Here is a 21,733-nt window from a genome sequence, read left to right as displayed (position 1 = left end):
GGTGGCTTGTTCGGGTGGTTCACCTGTCATTCGCCGGCGGCCGGGATCGGGTTCCATCCGGGCCTCCACCGGCGTCTCCACCGGGGTCTTCACTGGTGTCCACAGGCGTCTCCACCCGTACGTCCACCTGCGCGTCCACCCGCGTCTCCACCCGAAGTTCCACCCGTGGGTCCAGGCGTCGGAGAGGGGGCGTCAGCATCCTTGAGGGTATGAACACGACCGACTGGATCACCGACATCGCCCTCGTCCTCGTCGTCTTCCGGCAGCTGCGGGAAGGCCGGCTGGACCTCAGGTCCTACCTGATCCCGCTGGGGATCGTGGCCTTCGTGGGCTCGCACTACCTCCACACCGTGCCCACCGCGGGCAACGACCTGGTGCTGATCGGCGCGCTGGTCGCAGCCGGTGCGGCGCTGGGGATCGCCGGCGGCGTCTACACCCGCATCCGGGAATCCGGCGGGCACCTGCTGATCAAGGCGGGGGCGGTCTCCGCGGTCCTGTGGGTGCTCGGCATGGGCGCCCGGATGGGCTTCCAGGTGTGGGTCGACCACGGCGGCGCCGACAACGTGGCCCGCTTCAGCGCCGACCACGACATCACCACAGGGCAGGCGTGGGTCGCCGCGTTCGTGCTGATGGCGCTCACCGAGGTGGTCACCCGGCTGGGCACGATCTTCGTACGGAGCCGGCTGGCCGTCCGCGGGCAGCAGCAGCCCGCGGGTGCGCGCCCCGCGCCGCTCCTCGACCGGGCCGCCTGACCATGGGCAGCCGGCGGGCCGCGGGCATCCTTACGGCGGCGGGCAGCCCGCTGGCCGGGGGCCGCCTTCTGACCGTGGGCTATGGTCGCGCCGTGTCCGCATCCGAGAGCGCCCCCGCCGCCCCCGAGCCCACCCGAGGGGGTACGTCCGCCGCCCCAGGGGGCGCCTCAGGGGCCGCCTCCGGGGGTACGTCCGCCGCCACGCCCGGCGGGGAATCCGGACCTCGGGCGGTGCCCGGCCACGACCCCCGTGCCCAGTGGGTCGTCACCCTGGGCGTCGTCGTCCTCGCCTGGGCGACCGAGCGGCCGCTCGGCCCCGGCGGCCGGGGCCTGGCGGTGGCCGCCCTGCTCGCCGCCACGTCCGTCGCTCTGATGGCCAGGCACCTGCCCGTGGCCAGGGTCCCGCCCCGTATCGCGCTGATCTGGCTGGGCTGCGGGGTGGTGGCCGCCGCCGCCCTGATCGGCACCGGCCGCAACGGCGCCGGCTACCTCTTCGCGTACTTCCTCGTCGGCCACATCGGGTTCCGGCTCCCGCTCAAGCCGGCCCTCGCGCTCGCGGCCCTGTCCAGCGCGCTGTGCGGGGGAGTGCTGTACTGGCGGCTCGGCCCCGGCCACGAGCAGCTGTCATGGACGGTCGGCGTGACCACGGGCATACCCGTGGTGGCCGGGATACTCAGCCGCAGCAGGCAGCGCGCCGTCCAGGCGATGATCCAGTCCGCCGAGTCGGCGGAGCGCGCCGCGCGGGCCGAAGCCCAGGCCGCCGTCCTCACCGAACGCAGCCGCATCGCGCGGGACGTCCACGACGTGCTCGCCCACTCCCTGGCGGGGATCAACATGCAACTGGAGCTGGCCGACGCCCTGATCGACACCGGCGACCTGGAGAAGGTCCGCGAGGCGAACGACAAGGCGCACAGCATGGTCAAGGACAGCCTCAAACAGGCGCAGTGGACAGTGCACGCGCTGCGCGCCGACTCCTTCCCGCTGGTGGAGAGCCTGACCGCGATGACGGAGTCCTCGGGCCTGCGCCACGCCCTCACCGTCACGGGAAGCGTCCGCGACCTGCCCGCGCAGACCACGCAGAACCTGCTGCGGATAGCCCAGGAGTCGCTGACCAACGCGGCCCGGCACGCGCCGGGCGGCACCGCGGAGGTGAAGCTGGCCTTCACCCCGGACTCCACCACGCTCAGCGTCCGCAACGGCCCCGGCACCCGGGCCGGGGCCGCGGGGGTGGGCAGCGGAATGGGGCTGATAGGAATGCGCGAACGCGTCGCTCTGCTGGGCGGCACCATCACGGCGGGGCCGGTCACCGAGGGACCCGGCCGCGGCGGCTGGCAGGTGGAGGCAGTGATCCCGGGATGAGCGAACCGACCGAGAACCCGCAGGGCGGGACGCCCGCCGACAGCCCGCGGCGCCTCAAGGTGGTCGTCGCCGACGACCAGGCGGCGGTGCGCGAACCGCTGGCCGCGGTGCTGGCGATGTCCGAGGACATCGAGGTCGTCGCCGCCGCCGCGGACGGCACGCAAGTGCTGGCCGCCGTCGCGTCCGCACCGGCTGTCGACGTCGTTCTGATGGACCTGCGCATGCCGGTCATGGACGGCATCGAGGCGACCCGCCGGCTGGGCGAGGAGCACCCGGCCACCGCCGTGGTCGTGCTGACCACCTTCGCCGACGACGACTCGATCCTGGCCGCGCTGAACGCCGGCGCCCGCGGCTACCTGACGAAGAACGCGGGGCGGCAGGACATCGTCCGGGCGATACGGGCGGCAGCGGCGGGGCAGTCGGTCCTCGACCGGGAGGTCCAGGACCGGCTGATGGCCACCGTTCGCACCCGCCCGCGCGAGACCGCCGAGCCGCTGCCCGCCGACGTCACGCCCCGCGAGCGCGAGGTGCTCACCCTCATCGGCCAGGGTCTGCCGAACCGGGCGATCGCCGAGAAGCTCTTCATCAGCGAGGCCACGGTCAAGTCCCACATCAACAACCTCTTCGCCAAGGCGGGCATACGCGACCGCGCCGACGCCGTCCGCCGCGCCTTCTCCGCGGGCCTGGCCTGACGTAGGGCGTGTCCGCGAAGTCCCGCCTCAGTCGCCCGGCGGGTAGGTGCTGACCTCGATCAGGTTGCCGTCCGGGTCGCGGAAGTAGGTGCTGGTGAAGGGGCCGAGGGCGCCGGTGCGGGGGACGGGGCCGGCCTCGGCGGGGACACCGCAGGCGGCGAGGTGGGCGAGGACCCGGTCCTGGGAGTGCGGGGTGACCAGGCACAGGTCGGCGCTGCCGGGGGTCGGCCGGGCCGCGTGCGGGAGGAGTTCGCGGCCGGCCTGGTGGAGGTTGATCTTGCTGGAGCCGAAGGCCAGGGCGCGGCGGCCCTCGCCGAAGGCCACCGCTTCCATGCCGAGGACCCTTTCGTAGAAGGCGATGGTGCGGTCGAGGTCCGCGACGGTGAGGACGAGGTGGTCGAGGTGTCCGATCCGCAGCCCGGGTGAGGCGTCGGCGGCGGGGCGGTACGGGGCGAGCAGCCGCGCGCAGGCGTCCCGGGCGGGGGCGGACAGCAGGCCTTCCGCGCGGGTGAACAGCCCGGCGAGCGCGGGGCCGTAGCGGGCGGCGAGGTCGGGGTTGTGCTCGACCAGGTCGAGTTCGTTGGCGGCGCTGATCTCGGCGAAGGCTCGGAGGGCGGCGCCGTCGGGCGTGTGCTCGGCGCCGGTGAAGCGGTCGCGGAAGGCGGGGGCCGGGTCGAGGCCGAGCCGCGGGTGGACCGCGGAACGGTCGCAGCTGCCGTAGAGGTGGACGTACGCCTCGGCCCGTTCGCCGATCAGATCGGCCAGGGCGGCACGCTCGTCGAGCCCGACCAGTGTCTGGTCGAAGCCGTCGGTGCCGTACGCGGCATGGCACAGGCCCGCGGCCTGCACGTCGCGGTCCGCGCCCCACGCGGCCAGCGTCCGCCGGACCCGGACCAGGTGCGCGAGCAGGGTTCCGCCGGGGTGCGGCAGGCGGTCGGCGCCCCGGTCGCGCAGGAAGGACTCGGCGTCCGCCCAGGAGGCGTCGGCCGCCAGCTCACCGACGACCCGGGTGGTGACCGGGACGTCGACCCCGTGGGCGCGTGCGGTACGCAGCACGGCGCCGCCGATGGCGTCGAGTTCGATCGCCCGCCCCGCCTCCGCGTCGCGCTGCATCGAGGACCGCATCGCCGCGGGTGCGGCGTCCAGGGCGGCCAGCACCTTCTCCGTACCGACCGGCGCACCCGCCGCGCGGGCCACCGCGGCGACCTCGCCCACGACGGCGCGCAGTTCGTCGCCCCACTTCTCCCGTACGTCGCCGATCGTGGCGCGGTGCCGCGTGGTCAGCAGGGCGAGCGGGGCGAGGAAGCTCAGCTTGTCCCAGAGCATCGCCGTCTCGTCGTCGCGCGCGGCCACCCCGAAGCCGGCCTCGCGCAGGGCGGTCTCCAGGGCCTGCGGGGGTGCGGCGAGTTCGAGGGCGGCGAAGGGGCTGGTGTGGGTGATGCGGCCGGGGGCGACGCGGGTCGCCTCGACCTTGATGGTGCCGGCCACGACCTGCCCGCCGGCCGGGTAGCGGCGGCGCAGCAACTCCATGTGCTGGACGCCGTTGAGCAGCGGCACCACGACCCCGCCGCCCAGGACCTGCGGTGGCACCCGGTCGAGCGCGGCGGACAGCGAGGTCTCCTTGACGGTGACGAAGACGGCGTCGGCGCGCTCGCGCAGCTCGGTGTCCGCCTCGACCGGCACCGTGAAGTCGCCGAACCGCCCGCTCTCGACGTGCAGACCGTCGCGCCGCAGTACGCCGGCGGTCTCGGCGCCGGCCAGGCAGATCACCCGGTGCCCGGCGCGGGCCAGCACCGCCCCGATCAGGCCGCCGACACCTCCGGGTCCGAGGATGGCCACGGTGAGGGGAGTGGTCGTCATGCGTGTGCTCCTGTTCCGTTCTGTGTACCGTGCGGCCCGGTGGCCGCTCCAGTCATCTGACGTCGTCGGAATCCGTCCGCCGTTCACCGTACGGCGGACGCCCGTACGCCGAGCGGGCGCCCCGGGGGGAACAGCCGGCAGGCGGAATAGCCGGCAACTGCCGGTCGCTGGAGGACCCATGAGGTTCATCGATGTGCCGACCAGGGACGGGACGGTCCTGCGCGGACTCCACTACGCACCCGCGGACACGGGCGCAGGCCCCGGATCGGGCCCGGGAGCAGGTCCCGGAGCAGGCCCCGCGCCTGTCGTCCTGGTCCTGACGCCGTACGGGGCGGACCGCTACCACCCCGACGGGCTGTTCTTCGCCGGGCGCGGCTACCACTTCGTCACTCTCGACCTGCGCGGCCGCGGCGACTCCGACGGCGTCTTCCGGCCCTTCCACCACGACGCCGCCGACGGGCACGACGCGGTGGCGTGGCTCGCCGGGCAGGCGTGGAGCAGCGGCGAGGTCGTCACGTACGGCGGTTCGTACAGCGGCTTCGTCCAGTGGGCGCTGGCCGGCACCCGGCCCCCCGCGCTGCGCGCGCTCGCGCCCGTGGCGTCGGTCTGCCCGGGCGTCGACTTCCCCATGGAGGCCGGCCTGCCCCTCGCGTACGCCGTGCAGTGGCTGGCGTTCAACCGGGGGCGGCGGATGAACACCGGGCCGTGGAGCGACAGCGCGTACTGGGACGGCGTGCACCGCGACCTCGGCGACCGCCCCTTCCGCGACCTCGACGTCGCCTCGGTGGGGGAGCGGCTGCCGGACTTCCAGGAGTGGCTGGACCACCCCGCCTACGACGACTACTGGGCCTCCTTCGTGCCGTCCGAGCCGGTCACCGTCCCGGTGCTGGCCATCACCGGGCAGTACGACGACGACCAGCTCGGGGCGCTGACCTACCACGGGCGGCACGGCGCCACCCACCTCGTCGTCGGCCCCTGGGACCACGCGGCCACCCGCACGGCCGCGACCTCCTTCGGCGGCCTGGACTTCCCCGCCGACAGCGCCGTCGACCTGCGTGCCCTGCACGCCGACTGGTACGACGCGGTGCTCGGCCGGGGACCGGCCCCCGGCTTCCTCGCCGACCGGGTGGCGTACTACCACGTCGGCGAAGGCTGGCGGTACGCGTCCGCGCTGCCGCAGGGCTCACCGCGCCGACTGCCCCTGCCCGACACCGTGCTGGACCTCGACCCCGCCCTGGTCGGCGACGAACCCGACGGCTTCCGCGAGGACCTGCCCGACTCCGCCTTCGTCGCCACCGCCCCGGCCCACCCCGTCTCCGGCCGCCCCCGCGCCCACCTCGCCCTGTCCTCACAACTCCAGGACTTCGACCTGCTCGTGAGCCTGTACCTGCTGGACGAGGGCGAGGACGCCACTCTCCTGGGCGAGGCGGTCCTGCGCTCCCACGGCGCCGACCTCACCCGCCCCGTCGAGCTGACCTTCCCCTTCCTCTCCCGCACCCCGCCCCCCACCGCCCGTTTCGCCGTCCGCATCCGCGCCCCCCACCGCCGCTACCGCACCAACCACGCAGCCACCGGCCAGATCCGCCTGTCCGCCGGCTCGTACCTGGAGCTGCCCGCCTGAGCGGTGAGGGCCGATCCAGGAGTTTTATGTCGCCGAGGAAGAGCGCCGACCTCCCGGTTGCTCAATTCCCTTACGGAAAAGGGGAGTTGGGAATGCGCGCTTCCGGAGGTGAAAGGCGCCCGAAAGTGCTTCCGGGGCGCCCGGTAACCTCGGCCGGATTCGGGGGGCAGGGGAACATCAGGGAGGACCGGCTGTGCGTATCGTCCTGTTGCAGCAATCGATATACGAGCAGAAAGCGGATGCCGCCGCGCTGGCACAGGCTCTTGCGGCGCCGCACATCAGGTTCGGCGACCTCATGCGCTCCCACCTCGTCCGACGTACCGGACTGGGTGCGCGGGCCGCCGCCGTCATGAACTCCGGCGAGCCGTTCCCCGACGAGATCGCCACCGCGATCCTGCGTGACACGTTCGACAGCACGGCCCCCGCCGCATTTCTGCTCGGCGGCCACCCGCGCAGCACCACCCAGGCGCGTGCGCTCGACGACCTGCTGCACGAATGCGGTGCGCCGCTCGACGGCGTGCTGTACCTGCGCCTTCCCGAGGACGAAGTCGAACGCCGTATCCGCCAGCAGGCGGCCCGCCGCCTCTGCCGCAACGACCTGACCCACCGCTACGAGCCCCCGGCGGACCCCCTGGCGGCCGGCCGCCACTGCACCGTCTGCGGCGGCGAGCTGTACCAGCGCAAGGACGACGACGAGGACGTCATCCGCAGCCGGTACCGGACCCACGAGGCGATCGTGGAACCCGTCGCCCGGCACTACGCCGACCGCAGCCTCCTCACCGCGGTCGAGGCCGTCGGCACCCCCGACGAGGTGGCCGCCCGAGCCGTCGCGGCACTCGGCGGACGGGCCTCCTGAGGTCCGTGCCCCCGCTCCGGGCGGGGCGGGGGCGGCGGTTGCGGCTCAGACGGTGAGGGCGTCCTCGGTGACGGTCTGGGACGGGGGCGGGGCGTAGACGTGGAGCGGCTTGTCGAAGCCGCTGAAGGTGATGGTGCCGCTGCCGTCGGTGCCGGCTCCGTCCTTGCCCGGCTCGTCGAACTTCACGGCGTACGGCTTGGCGGTGTCGGCGACGTAGACGACGAGGTCGCCGTCGCTGTCGTGCTGGGTCAGCGGGATGACCCGCTGGCCGCCGAGCTCGACCGCGGCGCCCTTGGTGAGCGGGGCGCCGTTGTCGGCGGTGAAGCCGGCCATGAACGTCTTGAGGTCGCAGAACTCCTTGAGGTCCGGGTCGGACGCCGCCTTCCCCGGCTTCTTCAGCCAGCGCCCGTGCAGCGCGGTCCCGAGGGCCACACCGTCCTTGCCCTGGGCCTTCCAGAAGGTCGAGTCGCCCTTCATGTACGTGTACTCGGTGGTGCTGATGACCTTCATGTCGCCGCCGCCCTCCCCGACGGTGGCCAGGCACTTCCCGGACGTCGCGACGGTGACGTCCAGATGGGCCGGCGTGTCCCCGTCCATCTCCTGCCCCACGACATGGACGGACGTCAGCGCGTTCATGTCGGCGACGGTCTTGTCGGATATCTGCTGTGCGGTGAGCCCGTCCAACGGCCCTGCCCCCGCCGCGGCCTTGGCGGCGGTGGTGGTGGTGGCGGTGGTGGCGGTGGTGGCGGTCGCCGCGCCCGCGGGAGCGGAGGCGGCGGGGCTGCTCGCGGCGTCCTTCTTGCCACCGCAGCCGGTCAGTACGACGGCCGCGGTCGTGCACATCAGTGCGGTCGCCAGTACGGTGCGCTTCATCGTTCGGGTGAACCCTTCTCGTCGGTACGAGAAGCATAGGAATCCTCTGTGAACCCCCTGTGCCGGGGCCTGCCTGGGGCAGGACTTTGTTAGGCTGGGAGGCCGGTCGGCCTGCTATCGGGAGGCACAGCAGGATGGACCCGCAGCACTTCGCTCTCCTCGAAGAGGCCCGCAGGAGTCTGCCCGACGGGTTCAAGGTCGAGCTCTCCGGCGACACCATCGTCATGACGGTCGGCCCCTCCGGTATCCATCAGCGCAACCTTCTGGTGGTCAGGCGGCAGTTCGACGTGCACAGCCCGAGTGAGCTGGTGCCGAGCGAGAACACGGACCTCGTCTCCCCGGGTGTGGGGAAGAGCCGCAACCCCGACCTGACGTATCTGCCGGCCGAGGTCCTGGAGACCACGGACAACCTTCGGCTTCGACCTGGACACCGCGGCGCTGCTGCCCTACGCCTGAGCGCTGGTAGCGTCGCGGCGACAGAGGGGGTGGGCGGGGTGGGGGTTATCGGTGTGACGGGGCACGTCAATCTCACCGCGGGGTCCGTGCCGTTGGTGCGGGATGCGTTGCGGGCGTTGCTGGGGGCGCATCGCGGGCCGGGGCTCGTGGGGGTTTCGTGTCTGGCCGCGGGGGCGGACTGCCTGTTCGCGGAGGAGGTGGTCGCCGCGGGCGGCGGGCTGGTGGCCGTCATTCCGTCGCGGGACTACCGGGAGGCGAAGGTCGCGCCGGGGCAGCGGGCGGTGTTCGACCGGCTCGTGGACGTGGCCGCCGAGGTGGTGGTGTGCGGGTACGAGACCGCGGGGCGGGCGGCGTACGAGGCGGCGAACCGCGTGCTGCTGGAGCGGGCCGAGCGGCTGGTCGCGGTGTGGGACGGGGAGCCGCCCGGGGGCAGGGGCGGCGGGACCGCCGATGTCGTGCTGGAGGCCCGCGCGGCGGGCGTACCCGTTGACGTGGTCTGGCCGGAGGGTGCCGCGCGCGGCGACTAGGGGTTCACGGGGGCGCCGCCCGGTCGGAGAATGCAGCCGAGGGAACGGGGGTGCCCATGCGGTGGACGCGGTGGGTGGCGATGGGGCTGGCGGTGCTCGCCGACAGCCGGGACATCGGGCACGAGCTGAAACGGCACCCGGAGCGGGTGATGACCGAGCGGGACCGGGCCTGGCGTGCGGAGGAGCAGGACAACGCCACCCGGGAGCTGCGGCTGACCGCGGTGTGGCGGCGGCGGAACTGGAAGGCCGCGGACGCGGTCGAGCCCTACGAGCAGCTGGTCGCCGTGCGGGCGGCCGCGTGGGGGGCGGACCACCCGCTCGTCCTGGACACCCGGCTGTGCCTGGCCGCGGTGCGGGCGGAGGCGGGGGACGTGGCCGGCGCGGCACGGGAGTACGAGCGGCTGCTCGGCGACATGCTGCGGGTCCTGGGCGCGGACCACCCGCGTGTCGCGTGGGTGCGGCGCAACCTGGCGCACTGGCGCGGGCGTACGGCCTGGGTGGCGCCGCCGCTGCCGAGGATGGACGACCTGGAGGGGCCGGTCAGGGACGAGGTGACCTACCGGGAGCGGCCCGACACCGCGGTTCACGGGCGGCTGGCCCAGGTGCGGTGGCGGCAGGGGGACGAGGTCGGCGCCGTGGAGGCGTACGAGACGCTGCTGCGGGAGCGGGCGCGGCACCGTGGTGCCGACGACGCGGTCACGCTGGTCACCCGGCTGACCCTGGCGGACATGCGGGCGGAGGCGGGTGATGTCGCCGGCGCGCTGGCGGCGTACCAGAGCCTGCTCGGCGACATGGTGCGGCTGCTCGGTGCGGACCACCGCGGCACCCGGTGGACCCGGGAGCAGATGAAGAAGTGGCGCGGGGAGCCCGGCAGGGCCTCATGAGGGCGGCACCACGTGGCACCACCATGGCGCCACGTGGTGCCACCACGACCCCCAGGGGCCGCCCGGACCTGCGTGGTGCCATGAAAATCCACCGTGGCTCCAGGTTGTTTTCGCAGGTCAGACGGGGTGGTGTCAACGAGTGGCCCCACTCGGTGCCATACGGGCTTGCACATGGCACCACTGTGGTGCCATGATGGCGTCATGGACCTCACACCGTATGTCGACACCCTCCGCCGCGAACTCGCGGTGGCGGCGGAAGCCGGCGGCGACGAAGCCCGCGAGCTGGCCGAGAAGCTCACCGCGCCCCTGGAGTCGGCGACCCGGCTGATCATGCTCAACGTGCTCTCCGCCGCCGCGGACGAGATCACCCGCGAACTCGCCCCCGGCTCGGTCGACGTACGGCTGCGCGGGCTCGACCCCGACTTCGTGGTCGCGCTGCCGCCCGCCCAGGGCGGTGCCACCGCACCGCAGCCGGAGCCGGCCGAGGCGCCCAGGGCGCCGCTCGACGCCGACGAGGGCGGCACCGCCCGCGTCAACCTGCGGCTGCCGGCGCACCTCAAGGCCCGCGCCGAGGAGGCCGCAGCCCGCGAGGGGCTGTCGGTCAACTCCTGGCTGGTGCGGGCCGTGTCGGCCGCGGTCGAGGGCGGCGGCCGGGCGCGCACCCCGGAGAAGACCCAGACCTTCGGACAGAACTTCACCGGCTGGGTGCGCTGACCGCGCACCCGGCCGCACAGAGCACCGAGCAACCCACCATCACGTCCCCACCTGCGGGGACGCCCCACGGACCCACGAGGACGGGACGACCATGCCTACTTACGCCACCCCCGAACCCATCTCCGCCACCGCGCACATCGAGGCCGGCTCCATCGGCTTCACCGCGGGCGACCGCACCGACACCGTCGTGGAGGTCCGGCCGCGCGACCCCAAGCGCGACCAGGACATCAAGGCCGCCGACCAGACCCAGGTCGGCTTCGCGAACGGCGTGCTGACCGTCAGGACCCCCAAGGGCAACCTCTTCGGCCGCACCGGCACCGTCGACATCTCGGTCGAACTGCCCGCGGACTCGCGGGTGGAGATGACCGGCTCCTGGGTGCAGGTGCTGGGCGAGGGCCGGCTCGGCGAGGTCCGGGTCAAGACCTCGTCGGGCGACGTCCGGCTGGACGCGACCGGGCCGCTGCAACTGACCGCCTCGCACGGCTCGATCAGCGTGGACCGGGTCGAGGGCCTGGCCGAGATCAGCACCAGCTCGGGCAGCCTGCGGGTCGGTGTGATCGACGGCCCGGCCGTACTGAAGAACTCGCACGGCACCACCACCGTCGGGGCCGCGACCGGCGACCTGCGGGTGCGCGGCGCCAACGGCGACATCGAGATCCGCAGGGCCGAGGGCTCGGTCACCGCGGTCACCGCGCACGGCACCCTGCGGGTCGGCGAAGTGGTCCGCGGCAGCGTGCAGTTGGAGACCTCCTACGGCGCGATCGAGGTCGGGGTCCGCGAGGGCACCGCCGCCTGGCTGGACGTCCGCTCGGGCGCCGGGCAGGTGCGCAACACCCTCGCCGAGTCCGCGACCCCCGACGAGACCGAGGAGACCGTCGAGGTCCGCGCCCGTACCCGCTACGGCAACATCGACATCCGCCGCGCGAAGGCCTGACGCCGGCCGGGCCGGCCCCCGGGCCGCCCGCCGGCGCCGCCGGCACGACAACCGCCGCCGGCATGACAACCGCCGCCGGCATGACAACCGCCGCCGGCCCATGTGCACGAAACCAGTCGCCCCACCCCTCGAAAGGGACAGCTCCATGGCTTCATCTGTCATGCCCACATCCAAAACGGCCCCGCCCCCCGCCGTCTCCGCCGTCGGCCTGCGCAAGTCCTACGGCGGCAAGACCGTCCTCGACGGCATCGACCTGCGGGTCCCCGCAGGATCCGTCTTCGCGCTGCTCGGGCCGAACGGCGCGGGCAAGACCACCGCGGTGAAGATCCTCTCCACGCTCGTCGCGGCCGACGGCGGCCAGGCCCAGGTGGCCGGGCACAACGTCGCCACCTCGCCGGACGGCGTGCGGGCCGCGATCGGCGTCACCGGGCAGTTCTCCGCCGTGGACGGGCTGATCACCGGCGAGGAGAACATGCTGCTGATGGCGGACCTGCACCACCTGCCCAAGCGCGAGGGGCGGCGGGTCGCCGCGGAACTGCTGGAGCTGTTCGACCTGGTCGAGGCGGCGGGCAAGCCCGCGCAGAGCTACTCCGGCGGTATGAAGCGCCGCCTGGACATCGCGATGACCCTGGTCGGCAACCCGCGCATCCTCTTCCTCGACGAGCCGACCACCGGGCTCGACCCGCGCAGCCGCCACACCATGTGGCAGATCATCCGCCGGCTCGTCGCCGACGGCACCACCGTCTTCCTGACCACGCAGTACCTGGACGAGGCCGACGAACTCGCCGACCGCATCGCGGTGCTGAACGACGGCAGGATCGCCGCCGAGGGCAGCGCGCAGGAGCTGAAGCGGCTCGTCCCCGGCGGGCACGTGCGGCTGCGCTTCTCCGACCCGTCCGCGTACGGGAAGGCCACCGCCTTCTGGCCCGACGCGACCCGCGACGACGAGGCGCTCGCCCTGCGCATCCCCAGCGACGGCAGCCAGCGCGCCCTGCGCACGGTTCTCGACCGGCTCGACTCGGCCGGCGTCGAGGCGGACGAACTGGCCGTGCACACCCCCGACCTGGACGACGTCTTCTTCGCCCTGACCGGACCCGGCGTGCCCCGGCACGCCACCGGGATCCAGCCCCCGACCACCCACACCGACCAGACCGCCGAGGACGCCCGATGAACTCCCTCTCCCTCGCCGTGCGCGACTCCTCCACCATGCTGCGGCGCAACCTCCTGCACGCCCGCCGCTACCCGTCCATGACGCTGAACCTGCTGCTCACCCCGGTCATGCTGCTGCTGCTCTTCGCCTACGTCTTCGGCGGCGTGATGAGCCAGGGCATCGGGGACGGCGGCACGGACCGGTCCGCCTACCTCGCCTACCTCGTCCCCGGCATCGCGCTGCTGACGGTCGGCGGCACCACCATCGGCAGCGCGGTGTCGGTCGCCATCGACATGAACGAGGGCATCATCGCCCGCTTCCGCACGATGGCGATCCACCGCGGGTCGGTCCTGATCGGGCACGTCGTCGGCAGCGTGCTGCAGTGCGTGGCCAGCGTCGTCCTGGTCGGGGCGGTCGCGGTGGCGATCGGCTTCCGGTCCACCGGCGCCACGCCCGTGGAATGGCTGCTGGCGCTGGGCCTGGTCGCGCTGGTCTCGCTCGCGCTGACCTGGATCGCGGTCGGGATGGGCCTGTCCAGCCCGAACGCCGAGGCGGCGAGCAACAACGCGCTGCCGCTGATGGTCCTGCCGCTGATCTCCAGCGCCTTCGTGCCGGTCCACGCGATGCCGGGCTGGTTCCAGCCGATCGCCGAGTACCAGCCCTTCACCCCCGCCATCGAGACGCTGCGCGGCCTGCTGCTGGGCACGGAGATCGGCGACAAGGGGTGGGCCGCCGTCGCCTGGTGCCTGGGCCTCGCCGCCCTCGGCTACCTGTGGTCCACCTCCCTCTTCAACCGCGACCAGAAGTAGCCAGGACCACTCCGGTGACGTCGCCCGCGCCGCCTCCCTTGCGTCAACTGCGCCTGGGAGGCGGCGATTTCGGGTTGCATGGGGGATGACCGTCCCGCGACCTTCCACCGAGCGAGGAAATGCCATGACCGGCAAGAGCCCGACGATCACCCTGAACAACGGCGTCCCGATGCCCGCCCTCGGCCTCGGCGTCTACCAGAGCAGCCCCCAGGAGACCGCGGGCGCGGTCGAGGCGGCGCTGCGCGAGGGCTACCGGCTGATCGACACCGCCGCCGTCTACGGCAACGAGAAGGAGGTCGGCGAGGGCCTGGCCCGCTCCGGCGTCGACCGCGGCGAGGTCTTCGTCACCACGAAGCTGTGGCTGGACGACTACGGCTACGACGCCGCTCTGCGCGCCTTCGACACCAGCATGGCCAACCTCGGCCTCGACCACCTCGACCTCTACCTGCTGCACTGGCCGGCCCCCGCGTCCTTCGAGGAGACGGTGGCCTCCTACCGGGCGGCCGAGCAGCTGCTGGCCGACGGCCGGGTGCGCGCCATCGGGGTGTGCAACCACACCGCGGACCACCTGCGGCGGCTGGTCGACCGCACCGGCGTCGTCCCCGCGGTCAACCAGGTGGAGCTGCACCCGTACTTCACACAGCGCGAGCTGCGCGAGGCGGGCGCGGGCCTGGGCGTGGTGACGCAGTCCTGGTCGCCGCTCGGCGGGGTGAACACCTACTGGGAGGGCGGGCGCAGCGCGGACAAGAACCCGCTGGACCACCCTGCCGTCCACAGCATCGCGGCCCGCCACCGCAGGACACCGGCCCAGGTGGTGCTGCGCTGGCACCTGGACCACGGGCTGGCCACGATCCCCAAGTCCGTGCGCCCGCAGCGCATCGCGGAGAACTTCGACGTCTTCGGCTTCTCCCTCAGCGCCGAGGAGGTCGCCTCGATCGACGCGATCGACTCCGGGGTGCGCGGCGGCCCCGACCCCGACGCGGTGGACCTGGACACCTGGGCCTGAGTCACCCGCCCTTCGCGGCGGGCGTGTGCACCGGGTGGAGCTGAGCGGACAGCGGCGGCAGCGAGGCGCACATCGCGGTCGGGAAGTCCGGCGCCACCTTGTGCACGCTCCCGCACCCGCCGGCGGCCCCCGAGGTGAGCGGGACCCAGCCGGAGGGCTCGGCGCGGAAGAAGTAGCGGTCGCCCAGCCGGGAGGTGCAGGCCGAGCTGCCGGAGTCGCCGCAGGCGGGTCCCGTCCGCCAGGAGAAGTCCAGCACCAGCCAGTTGCCGTCGCAGTCCTCGGAGTCGCGGTAGGTGTGGGCCGGTGCGGCGACCGCAAGCAGCGCCTGGTCGTAGGAGGCGTCGGTGCAGCCGGTGGCCGGCGGGGTGCAGCCGAGTTTCCCGCACAGCCGCAGCGCGGGGAGCGCCGCGCCCTCGGCGGTGAAAGTGTCGTAGTTGTCGACGACGAGCCGCTGGCCGGTGGTCAGCGGCGCGGGCAGGTGCACCTGGGTGCTGGCCGGCTTCTCCCGGGTGCAGCCCGACGCCCTGTCGAACGAGGGCGAGGAGAAGGTGACCTGGACCCGGACGATGTCGGTGGGCGGCTCGGTGAGCACCGCCTTGAGGTCGCGGACGCACGGGTGTTCGCCGCTGGGCACCTGCACCTGGACGGTCAGGGTGCGGCGGTCGCCGCTGAGGCTGACGCCGGTGACCTGGGAGGGTTCCGCCGTGGTCCAGGCGATCGGGGTGCTCGGCCCCGCGGTGTGCGGCACCGGGTCGTTGGCGCCCTGGCCCGCCACCTGCGTCCCGCACGCGCCGAGCAGCAGCGCCGCCAGCGCGCCCGCGGCAGCGGTACGCCATCCCCGCCGTGATCCCGGCATCCCCGATCCCCCCATGCGCCACTGGTGTCGCCCCGGGGGACATCGTAGGCCGGTACGGGGCCCGGGTCGGGCCGGCTCGGGCGGTCAGGTCGTGGCGGCGCCCGTGCGGCGGGCGTAGAAGCGGGCGGCGCGGGCGCGGTCGCCGCAGCGGGTGGAGCACCAGTGGCGGCGGCCGTGCCGCAGCAGGAAGCGGGTGCAGGGCGCGGAGCCGCAGGCGGTGAGGCGTTCGGCGTCGGGGGCGGTGAGCAGGTCGGCGGTGTCCGCGGCGAGTGCGGCGAGCGCGTGCTCGACGATCTGCGTGACCGGGTGGGCCGCCTCGCGCTGCAGGCCGTGTTCCGGGTCCCAGGTCAGCAGGCGGGCGGCGGGCGCCAGGGTGAGTGCGGCGTTGACGGCGGCGAGCGCGTCGGCGGGGGCGGGGCGGCCCTCGATGCGGGCGCCGATCAGGGCGCGTACGTGCTCGCGCAGGTCGCGCAGCCGGGACGCGCACACCTCGCGCAGGCCCGCGCCCTCGGGTGCCAGGCCGTGGGCGGTCAGCCAGGCCTCGGCTGCCGCGGGGGTCGCCAGGAGGTCGAGGGACTGGCCGGCCGGCAGCGTGAGCCGGCTGTCGGCGAAGTCCAGGGCCACGTACTGCTCGGCGCCGGGGGCGGGCGGCAGCGGCGGCGGGGCGGTCGCGCTCTCCTTCATGAATCTCATGCTACGGCTTGCCTCCATACGTGAGAAGTGACTAGCCTGCTCTCACGGAAACACTGGTCGCCATCCGTGAGGAAGGGTCTTTCATGTCCGCAGCCGCGCACCCCGCAGCCCCGCACCCCGCCGTCCGCGTGCTCGGCGGCCCCACCACCGTCTTCGAGTACGGCGGCCTGCGCTTCCTGACCGACCCGACCTTCGACGCGCCCGGGGACTACCAGCGCCCGGGGCGCCCGCTGCTGACCAAGACCGCGCCCTCCGCAGCGCAGCCCGCGGACTTGGGGCCGATCGACGTGGTGCTGCTCTCGCACGACGAGCACGCCGACAACCTCGACGACTCGGGCCGCGCGCTGCTGGCCGGCGTACCGCTCACCCTCACCACGCCCGACGGCAGCCGGCGTCTCGGGGAGGGGACCAGGGGGCTGGCGGACTGGGAGTCCGCCGAGCTGGACCGGCCCGGCGGCGGGACGGTCACCGTCACCGGTGTGCCCGCGATCCACGGGCCGGGCGCGCGCGCCGACGTCGAACCCGTCACCGGGCAGGTCGTCGGCTTCGTCCTGACCGGGGAGGAGCTCCCCACCGTCTACGTCAGCGGCGACAACGCCTCGCTGGACGCCGTACGGGAGATCGCCGGCCGCTTCGGTCCGGTCGACACCGCCGTCCTCTTCGCCGGCGCCCCGCGCTTCCCCGTGCTCTTCGGCGGCGCCCCCATCGTCCTGGACAGCGCGATGGCCGCGGAGGCCGCCGCGATCCTGGGCGCCCGCCGGGTGGTCGCCGCGCACTGCGACAGCTGGGCGCACTTCACCGAGAGCCGCGAGGACCTGACCGCCGCCTTCGCCGCCGCGGGCCTGGCCGACCGCCTCCAGCCCGCCGGGTGAGCGGCCCCCGGGCCGGGTGCCCTCAGGCCTGCGGCGGCTGAGCCCGCTCGGCCCGGATGCTGTGGTGCCTGGCCCACAGCGGCAGCACCAGCCAGCACAGCGCGAACCAGACCACCATCGCCCCGGCCAGCCAGGCGGCCAGGGTGTCGTGGACGGCCAGCCGCAGCACCAGCAGCAGCGAGCAGGCCGTCGTGCACAGCAGCAGGCCCAGACCCAGCACCGTCATACGGGACGCCCACACCACCGTCTCGGGCTTCAGGCGGCGCCCGGTGAGCAGGCGGTGCATCGCGACCGGGCCGACGAGCGCGCCGGTGGTCGCCGCGCCCAGGACGACGGTGGCGACGTAGAGGTTCCGGTCGGCGGAGGACAGCTGGGTGAAGCGCTGCTGGAAGACCACGGTCAGCAGGAAGCCGAAGAGGATCTGCACCCCGGTCTGCGCGACCCGCAGCTCCTGCAGCAGATCGCCCCAGCGCCGGTCGGCGCGCTCCTCCGCGGTCTCGTGCCGGCCCGGGCCGCCGGCCGGCCCGCCGCTTCCCGGGGCCTCCCCGCGGTCGGCCATGGCGTCCACCCCTTCCGTGACGTGCGCCCGTACCCCTTGCGGTTACCCGGCTTCGGCCCGCAGGCACAGGAAAGCGGCCGATTCCCTCCGGATGGTGCCGGGCGGGGGGCCGATCCCGTCAGCGGCGACAACACCTCGCCGGACGCCGTACGGGAGTTCGCCGGCCGCTCCGGCCCGGTCCACGGAGTCGCTGGACGGCATGAGCCGCAGAAACGTCGGCGGGTAGGCGTACCCGCGCAGGTCCTGAGTACGCCGACTCATGTGCCGCGGGCGGCGCGGGAGTTCAGTGGGGGCATGACGTACCCGCTGACATGCCGCGCCCCGCAGGAGCCGGTGTCCGGGGGGTGGGTGGCGCCGCTGGCGTCGTCGCTGATCACCCTGCCGCTGGCCTTCTGCGCCTTCGTCTACGCCTCGCTCTCGCCGATGGCCTGCGACTCCTGCGAGGAGGCGGAGGCCGCGCACTTCGAGGACTCCTTCGAGCCCGCCTTCGACGTGCTGGCCGTCGCCCTCGGCCTGTCGCTCGTCCTGCTGCTGGTGAGCTGGGCGCTGCCCCGGCGGGAGCGCAACGTCGGGACGCGGTGGGTGCTCGCGGTCTTCGCGCCCTGCCTGGTGGTCATCGGCTTCGTCGTCTTCTACGGCCTGGTGGACTGGCCCGTGTCGGTCTGAAGCCCCGCGCGCGAGCCGGAAAGGCGCGCACCGGGACTGCGGGACCCCTTCCGAACGCGCGTAGACAGGCGCATCATGGGGGCCTGTTCCACCCTGCACAGCCGACTCGTCAGACGCATACGGCACAGCAGGAGGCCTGCCCGAGGCAGTCCCCACCCCGCACAGGCTCACCCGCAACGACGCGGCCCCCACTCCCTCTTGTCATGCGCGCGTAACTCCCCTCGGCGCCTCCCGCCGGCACCGCCGCGGCCCCCCGTTCCGCGGCGCCACCGTCCCCGTATGTGCAGGTCATCTTGTCATGCGCAGGTCAGGAATGACCTGCGCCCAACACGAAGGGATGCGACATGGCCTGCGGATCGACCTCGCTGTGGGCGGGCGAAGCCACCTGGTTCTGCTGCGGCAACGCCTGGGGCTCCTGCGGCAGCGCCGGCACCGGCGCATGCGGCACCTGCCAGTCCAGCAAGCACATGGCCGCCTGGCCCAACCTCTCCGCCGCCTGCTGGGACATCACCCGGCCCGACCTGTGCGGCGAGAACATGCCGCGCCGCACCTGCGGCGCCGTCATGAACGTGCGCCACCAGTGCTCGGGCGCCACCGTCTGCGTGACGCTCGCCGACTGCGGGCCGCGCACCAAGAGCTTCTGCGGCGAGGCCACCTGCTGCAACGGCGCCTGCCGCACCAACCGCGTCATCGACCTCACCCCCTCGGCCTTCACCGCGATCGGCAGCCTCAGCTCCGGCAAGCTGCCCGTCTACATCTACGAGTGACCTCAGGAACCCACCGACACCCCGACACCCCGCAGCACCGTCACGAAGGAGGGACGACATGAGTCACAGCCAGGAATCCGGCGGGCGTCGCCTGGACCGGAGGCGCTTTCTGACCACGGCGGCCGTCGGCGGCGCCACCATCGTCGGCGCGTCCGCGCTCGGCGGGCTCGACGCCGAGGCCGCGTTCGCCGAGCCGATGGACTCGCTCGACACCGCGATCCCCGCGGCCTTCGCCGAGGGCCGCGTCGTCGCGATGAACCGGAACGTGCTGGACGTCGCCGGCTCCCACGGCGAGCGGTACCTGATCCAGCTGACCAACGCCACCAGCATCTGGAAGCTGCGCACGACCACCGCGGAGTCCATCGAGGTCGGCGACGGCCTCTACGCCCGCGGCGCGGCCATGCCCGACGGCACGATCGCCGCCGACGCGGTGTGGGTGAACATCGTCAACGTCTACGTCACCATCCGCGGCATCGCCAAGGACCGGCTGCACCTCACCCACGGCAACGAGGAACTCGTCGGCCACATCGTGCCCGACACCACCACCGCCTCCTACCTCGGCGGGGCGCTGACCGCCGACCTGTCGCGCACCAGGATCGGGCAGGAGGCCCAGGTGCTCGGCGCCTGGCGGCCCGCGGACGGCAACATCGACATCGCCCGCGTCTCGCTCGGGCACTGAGGGGGCGGTGCGATGATTCCGCTGGTCTCCAACCTCGCCCCGCTGGTGTGTGCGCTGCTGCTCGCGGTGACCGGCGCGGGCAAGCTCTTCGGCCGGCAGACCGCACAACTGGCCGCGAACACCGTGCTGGTGCGGGTCCTCAACGACGGCCGGCGCGCCACGCTGGCGCTGCGCACCGTCGGCGGGGTCGAACTGGCCCTGGCCGCCGCCCTGCTGGCGTCCCCCGAGGCGCTGCTGCCCGGTGTCGGCACCGCGGTGCTCGGCGCCGGCTTCACCGGCTACCTCGCCTACGCCAGGGCCACCGCCCCCGAGTCGTCCTGCGGGTGCAGCGCCGCGGCGGAAGGGCCGATCGGGGTGCGCTCCTTCGCCAGGGCCGGTCTTGTCGCGGCCGGCGGTGTCGCGGCGGCGGGCGCGGACGCGGCCTGGTGGTCGCAGCTGACCCGGCGGCCCGGCGGCTCGGCACTGGTGCTGGCCGCGGCGGCCGTCCTGCTGCTGTGCGCGAGCGCGGACCTGGACCACGTGTGGCTGCTGCCGCTGCGCAAGGCCCGTATCAAGGTCTTCGGCAACCCGCTGCCGTCGGCAGCGGGCGAGCGGGTGCCGGTCGCGGCGACCGTGCAGCTGCTGGAGAACTCGCTGGCCTGGCAGACCGCGATGCCGGTGGTGCGCTCGGCGCTGCTCGACCACTGGGACGACGAGGGCTGGCGGGTGCTGCGCTACGCCGGCAGCTACCGGGACGCGCGCGGCACCCACCCGGTCAGCGTGCTCTTCGCGCTCGACCTCACCCTCACCGTCGACACCGCGCCCAACCCGGCGGTGCGGGTCTCGCTGATCGACGAGGAGACCGAGGAGGTGGTCCCCTCCTCCGTGCTCACCCCGGTCCCGGTGCGCACCGCGCTGCCGCTGGCCACCTGACAGGGCCGGAGAGCGTGCACCCCCGGCGGGACCCCTGTCCCCCCGGGGGTGCACGCGACCTCGCCCAGCCGGTCGAGGCCTTCCCGGAACTTCTCCGTCACGGCGCCAAGACCGGCGCGCGCACGTGGGCGCGCGCGACATGCCGGGCTCGGCCGACGGGCGTCCTGGCAGGAGCCCGCTGGAGGGTGCAGCCGTGCGCTGCGGCTTCCGGCCGGCCCGTGGTGCTCGGGTCACAGCGGGAGTTCGAACCAGACGGCCTTGCCGCGGCCGCTCGGCGAGTTGCCCCAGGCGGACGCGAGGGCCGACACGATCATCATCCCGCGTCCGCTCTCGGCCTGGTCCTCGCCGGGTGTCCCGACGTTGATGGCGGGGTGGGGGTTCGCTGTCGCGGACCTCACCCGCAGGTGGCCGGGGTAGCGGCGCAGGCGCAGGTCGACGTCGCTGTCTGCGTGGACGAGGGCATTTGTCACGATCTCCGACAGCAGGAGCTGGGCCTCGTCGTCGACCGTGCCGAGACTCCAGGCGGTGAGCCACCCGTGCAGGAAATGGCGTGCGCGCTCCACGCCGAGCAGATCGCGGCGGGGTATCTCCAGACGGCGCATGTAGCGGCGCGCCGTCGCGGCGGGCTCCTCGTAGCGCAGAAGCAGCAGGGCGGCATCGTCCGCGGTCGAGGGGGCGCCGGTCGTACGCTCCACGACCTGGTCGCCGATCTCCTCCAGCTGCCCGTGAGAGGTGGCGACGGCGGTGTCGATGACGTCGGGGTCCAGCTCGCGCCCGGTACCGCCGCCGAGGAACCCGTCGGTGTAGAAGGCCAGGAGCGCCCCCGGCTCCAGCGGGACACCGACGTCGGTGTAGCCGTAGTCGGCGTCGACCCCGAGCGGCGGCCCCACGTCGAGGCGGAGATCGGCATAGTCGCCGGCGGCGCCTCTGATCAACGGTGGCGGATGTCCTGCCGTCGCCACGCGCATGAGCCCCGTCTCGGGGTCCAGCCGTGCGCAGCAGCAGGTGGCGAACAGGTCGGTGTTGAGGCCGACGAGCAGCCGGTTGGTACTGCGCAGCAGTTCTCCGGGGTCCAGCCCGTCGGTGCCGTAGGCGCGCCCGGCGCTGAGCAGTTGGCCCATCACCACCGACGCCCCCGCGCTCGATCTCGGCCGGGCCGATCTCGCGGAAGATCCCGGGCCAGAAGGCGCTGACTGCGCCGAACCGTCTGCCTGGCGCGTCCAGTGGCGCGGAGGCG

The 21,733-nt window shown here is 73.7% G+C and carries 23 protein-coding genes and 1 pseudogene; 17 read left to right on the top strand and 7 right to left on the bottom strand.

What is annotated here, in order from left to right; all coding sequences use genetic code 11:
* The first annotated feature begins 209 nt into the window (after positions 1-209).
* From JT723_RS23910 to JT723_RS23900, 3 genes are all read left to right on the top strand, one after another.
* A complete protein-coding gene (locus JT723_RS23910) occupies positions 210-752 on the top strand; it encodes a hypothetical protein (RefSeq protein WP_205046832.1) in 543 nt (180 codons plus the stop codon).
* A gap of 230 nt (positions 753-982) precedes the next feature.
* Entirely contained in the window at positions 983-2,110 is a 1,128-nt protein-coding gene (locus tag JT723_RS23905) for a sensor histidine kinase (protein ID WP_251512596.1), read from the top strand.
* The gene (locus tag JT723_RS23900) at positions 2,107-2,802 is read left to right on the top strand and encodes a response regulator (RefSeq protein WP_205046830.1); all 696 of its coding nucleotides are present in this window, start codon (positions 2,107-2,109) and stop codon (positions 2,800-2,802) included. The genes JT723_RS23905 and JT723_RS23900 overlap by 4 nt, the downstream gene beginning before the upstream one ends.
* A gap of 27 nt (positions 2,803-2,829) precedes the next feature.
* Here the strand turns inward: JT723_RS23900 and JT723_RS36495 are convergent, their stop codons facing one another.
* The gene (locus JT723_RS36495; protein ID WP_372441375.1) at positions 2,830-3,756 is read right to left on the bottom strand and encodes a VOC family protein; all 927 of its coding nucleotides are present in this window, start codon (positions 3,754-3,756) and stop codon (positions 2,830-2,832) included.
* 30 nt (positions 3,757-3,786) lie between these two features.
* Positions 3,787-4,662, bottom strand: a pseudogene (locus JT723_RS36490) (ketopantoate reductase family protein); the annotation flags it as partial.
* Between the two features lie 178 nt (positions 4,663-4,840).
* On the opposite strand from JT723_RS36490, the gene JT723_RS23885 reads away from it, so the two are divergent.
* Together JT723_RS23885 and JT723_RS23880 are read left to right on the top strand one after the other, a co-directional pair.
* A complete protein-coding gene (locus JT723_RS23885) occupies positions 4,841-6,283 on the top strand; it encodes a CocE/NonD family hydrolase (RefSeq protein WP_205046829.1) in 1,443 nt (480 codons plus the stop codon).
* 193 nt (positions 6,284-6,476) lie between these two features.
* Positions 6,477-7,139 (top strand): adenylate kinase family protein, encoded by a 663-nt coding sequence (locus tag JT723_RS23880; protein WP_205046828.1) that lies wholly within the window; start codon positions 6,477-6,479, stop codon positions 7,137-7,139.
* A 45-nt stretch (positions 7,140-7,184) separates the two neighbouring features.
* Here the strand turns inward: JT723_RS23880 and JT723_RS23875 are convergent, their stop codons facing one another.
* The gene (locus tag JT723_RS23875; protein ID WP_205046827.1) at positions 7,185-8,012 is read right to left on the bottom strand and encodes a hypothetical protein; all 828 of its coding nucleotides are present in this window, start codon (positions 8,010-8,012) and stop codon (positions 7,185-7,187) included.
* 494 nt (positions 8,013-8,506) lie between these two features.
* On the opposite strand from JT723_RS23875, the gene JT723_RS23870 reads away from it, so the two are divergent.
* From JT723_RS23870 to JT723_RS23840, 7 genes are all read left to right on the top strand, one after another.
* A complete protein-coding gene (locus JT723_RS23870; RefSeq protein WP_205046897.1) occupies positions 8,507-8,995 on the top strand; it encodes a hypothetical protein in 489 nt (162 codons plus the stop codon).
* 56 nt (positions 8,996-9,051) lie between these two features.
* On the top strand, positions 9,052-9,879 hold the full coding sequence (locus JT723_RS23865; protein WP_205046826.1) for a tetratricopeptide repeat-containing protein: 828 nt from the start codon (positions 9,052-9,054) through the stop codon (positions 9,877-9,879).
* 201 nt (positions 9,880-10,080) lie between these two features.
* A complete protein-coding gene (locus JT723_RS23860) occupies positions 10,081-10,593 on the top strand; it encodes a toxin-antitoxin system HicB family antitoxin (protein ID WP_205046825.1) in 513 nt (170 codons plus the stop codon).
* A 91-nt stretch (positions 10,594-10,684) separates the two neighbouring features.
* Entirely contained in the window at positions 10,685-11,527 is an 843-nt protein-coding gene (locus tag JT723_RS23855; RefSeq protein ID WP_205046824.1) for a DUF4097 family beta strand repeat-containing protein, read from the top strand.
* A 145-nt stretch (positions 11,528-11,672) separates the two neighbouring features.
* Positions 11,673-12,698, top strand: coding sequence for an ATP-binding cassette domain-containing protein (locus JT723_RS23850; RefSeq protein WP_205046823.1), 1,026 nt, complete (start codon positions 11,673-11,675; stop codon positions 12,696-12,698).
* Positions 12,695-13,486: an ABC transporter permease gene (locus JT723_RS23845; RefSeq protein WP_205046822.1), complete on the top strand. Its 792-nt coding sequence runs from the start codon at positions 12,695-12,697 to the stop codon at positions 13,484-13,486. The genes JT723_RS23850 and JT723_RS23845 overlap by 4 nt, the downstream gene beginning before the upstream one ends.
* 124 nt (positions 13,487-13,610) lie before the next feature.
* A complete protein-coding gene (locus JT723_RS23840; protein WP_205046821.1) occupies positions 13,611-14,492 on the top strand; it encodes an aldo/keto reductase in 882 nt (293 codons plus the stop codon).
* Between the two features lies 1 nt (position 14,493).
* Here JT723_RS23840 and JT723_RS23835 read toward each other — a convergent pair whose 3' ends face one another.
* Positions 14,494-15,348, bottom strand: coding sequence for a hypothetical protein (locus JT723_RS23835; protein WP_205046820.1), 855 nt, complete (start codon positions 15,346-15,348; stop codon positions 14,494-14,496).
* A gap of 84 nt (positions 15,349-15,432) precedes the next feature.
* Positions 15,433-16,032: an ABATE domain-containing protein gene (locus JT723_RS23830; RefSeq protein WP_372441371.1), complete on the bottom strand. Its 600-nt coding sequence runs from the start codon at positions 16,030-16,032 to the stop codon at positions 15,433-15,435.
* Positions 16,033-16,124: 92 nt separating this feature from the next.
* Here JT723_RS23830 and JT723_RS23825 point away from each other — a divergent pair, with 92 nt between their 5' ends.
* Positions 16,125-16,913 carry an MBL fold metallo-hydrolase gene (locus tag JT723_RS23825; protein ID WP_205046818.1) on the top strand — a complete coding sequence of 263 codons (789 nt, stop codon included), beginning with the start codon at positions 16,125-16,127 and terminating at the stop codon, positions 16,911-16,913.
* A 22-nt stretch (positions 16,914-16,935) separates the two neighbouring features.
* On the opposite strand, the gene JT723_RS23820 is transcribed toward JT723_RS23825, so the two are convergent.
* Positions 16,936-17,472, bottom strand: a complete 537-nt coding sequence (locus JT723_RS23820) for a DUF6328 family protein (protein WP_205046817.1) — start codon at positions 17,470-17,472, stop codon at positions 16,936-16,938.
* A 294-nt stretch (positions 17,473-17,766) separates the two neighbouring features.
* On the opposite strand from JT723_RS23820, the gene JT723_RS23815 reads away from it, so the two are divergent.
* From JT723_RS23815 to JT723_RS23800, 4 genes are all read left to right on the top strand, one after another.
* A complete protein-coding gene (locus JT723_RS23815; RefSeq protein WP_205046816.1) occupies positions 17,767-18,138 on the top strand; it encodes a hypothetical protein in 372 nt (123 codons plus the stop codon).
* 344 nt (positions 18,139-18,482) lie between these two features.
* Positions 18,483-18,905, top strand: coding sequence for an RlpA-like double-psi beta-barrel domain-containing protein (locus JT723_RS23810; protein ID WP_205046815.1), 423 nt, complete (start codon positions 18,483-18,485; stop codon positions 18,903-18,905).
* A gap of 58 nt (positions 18,906-18,963) precedes the next feature.
* Positions 18,964-19,584 carry a twin-arginine translocation signal domain-containing protein gene (locus JT723_RS23805; protein ID WP_205046814.1) on the top strand — a complete coding sequence of 207 codons (621 nt, stop codon included), beginning with the start codon at positions 18,964-18,966 and terminating at the stop codon, positions 19,582-19,584.
* Positions 19,585-19,596: 12 nt separating this feature from the next.
* A complete protein-coding gene (locus JT723_RS23800) occupies positions 19,597-20,496 on the top strand; it encodes a MauE/DoxX family redox-associated membrane protein (RefSeq protein WP_205046813.1) in 900 nt (299 codons plus the stop codon).
* Between the two features lie 230 nt (positions 20,497-20,726).
* Here the strand turns inward: JT723_RS23800 and JT723_RS23795 are convergent, their stop codons facing one another.
* Positions 20,727-21,620: an ATP-binding SpoIIE family protein phosphatase gene (locus JT723_RS23795; protein ID WP_265934415.1), complete on the bottom strand. Its 894-nt coding sequence runs from the start codon at positions 21,618-21,620 to the stop codon at positions 20,727-20,729.
* Between the last annotated feature and the right edge of the window lie 113 nt (positions 21,621-21,733).

Source organism: Actinacidiphila bryophytorum (assembly GCF_016916835.1).
In the GTDB taxonomy this organism is placed as follows: Bacteria; Actinomycetota; Actinomycetes; order Streptomycetales; family Streptomycetaceae; genus Actinacidiphila; species Actinacidiphila bryophytorum.
Note: the sequence above shows the minus strand (reverse complement) of the source record. Positions and strands in the feature narration are given on the sequence as shown.

Excerpts from the sequence above, each read along its gene's own strand:
- JT723_RS23910 (WP_205046832.1), top strand. The coding sequence starts at position 210 with ATGAACACGACCGACTGGATCACCGACATCGCCCTCGTCCTCGTCGTC.
- JT723_RS23900 (WP_205046830.1), top strand. The coding sequence starts at position 2,107 with ATGAGCGAACCGACCGAGAACCCGCAGGGCGGGACGCCCGCCGACAGC.
- JT723_RS23885 (WP_205046829.1), top strand. The coding sequence starts at position 4,841 with ATGAGGTTCATCGATGTGCCGACCAGGGACGGGACGGTCCTGCGCGGA.
- JT723_RS23875 (WP_205046827.1), bottom strand. The coding sequence starts at position 8,012 with ATGAAGCGCACCGTACTGGCGACCGCACTGATGTGCACGACCGCGGCC.
- JT723_RS23865 (WP_205046826.1), top strand. The coding sequence starts at position 9,052 with ATGCGGTGGACGCGGTGGGTGGCGATGGGGCTGGCGGTGCTCGCCGAC.
- JT723_RS23860 (WP_205046825.1), top strand. The coding sequence starts at position 10,081 with ATGGACCTCACACCGTATGTCGACACCCTCCGCCGCGAACTCGCGGTG.
- JT723_RS23855 (WP_205046824.1), top strand. The coding sequence starts at position 10,685 with ATGCCTACTTACGCCACCCCCGAACCCATCTCCGCCACCGCGCACATC.
- JT723_RS23850 (WP_205046823.1), top strand. The coding sequence starts at position 11,673 with ATGGCTTCATCTGTCATGCCCACATCCAAAACGGCCCCGCCCCCCGCC.
- JT723_RS23845 (WP_205046822.1), top strand. The coding sequence starts at position 12,695 with ATGAACTCCCTCTCCCTCGCCGTGCGCGACTCCTCCACCATGCTGCGG.
- JT723_RS23840 (WP_205046821.1), top strand. The coding sequence starts at position 13,611 with ATGACCGGCAAGAGCCCGACGATCACCCTGAACAACGGCGTCCCGATG.
- JT723_RS23835 (WP_205046820.1), bottom strand. The coding sequence starts at position 15,348 with ATGCCGGGATCACGGCGGGGATGGCGTACCGCTGCCGCGGGCGCGCTG.
- JT723_RS23830 (WP_372441371.1), bottom strand. The coding sequence starts at position 16,032 with ATGAAGGAGAGCGCGACCGCCCCGCCGCCGCTGCCGCCCGCCCCCGGC.
- JT723_RS23825 (WP_205046818.1), top strand. The coding sequence starts at position 16,125 with ATGTCCGCAGCCGCGCACCCCGCAGCCCCGCACCCCGCCGTCCGCGTG.
- JT723_RS23820 (WP_205046817.1), bottom strand. The coding sequence starts at position 17,472 with ATGGCCGACCGCGGGGAGGCCCCGGGAAGCGGCGGGCCGGCCGGCGGC.
- JT723_RS23815 (WP_205046816.1), top strand. The coding sequence starts at position 17,767 with ATGACGTACCCGCTGACATGCCGCGCCCCGCAGGAGCCGGTGTCCGGG.
- JT723_RS23810 (WP_205046815.1), top strand. The coding sequence starts at position 18,483 with ATGGCCTGCGGATCGACCTCGCTGTGGGCGGGCGAAGCCACCTGGTTC.
- JT723_RS23805 (WP_205046814.1), top strand. The coding sequence starts at position 18,964 with ATGAGTCACAGCCAGGAATCCGGCGGGCGTCGCCTGGACCGGAGGCGC.
- JT723_RS23800 (WP_205046813.1), top strand. The coding sequence starts at position 19,597 with ATGATTCCGCTGGTCTCCAACCTCGCCCCGCTGGTGTGTGCGCTGCTG.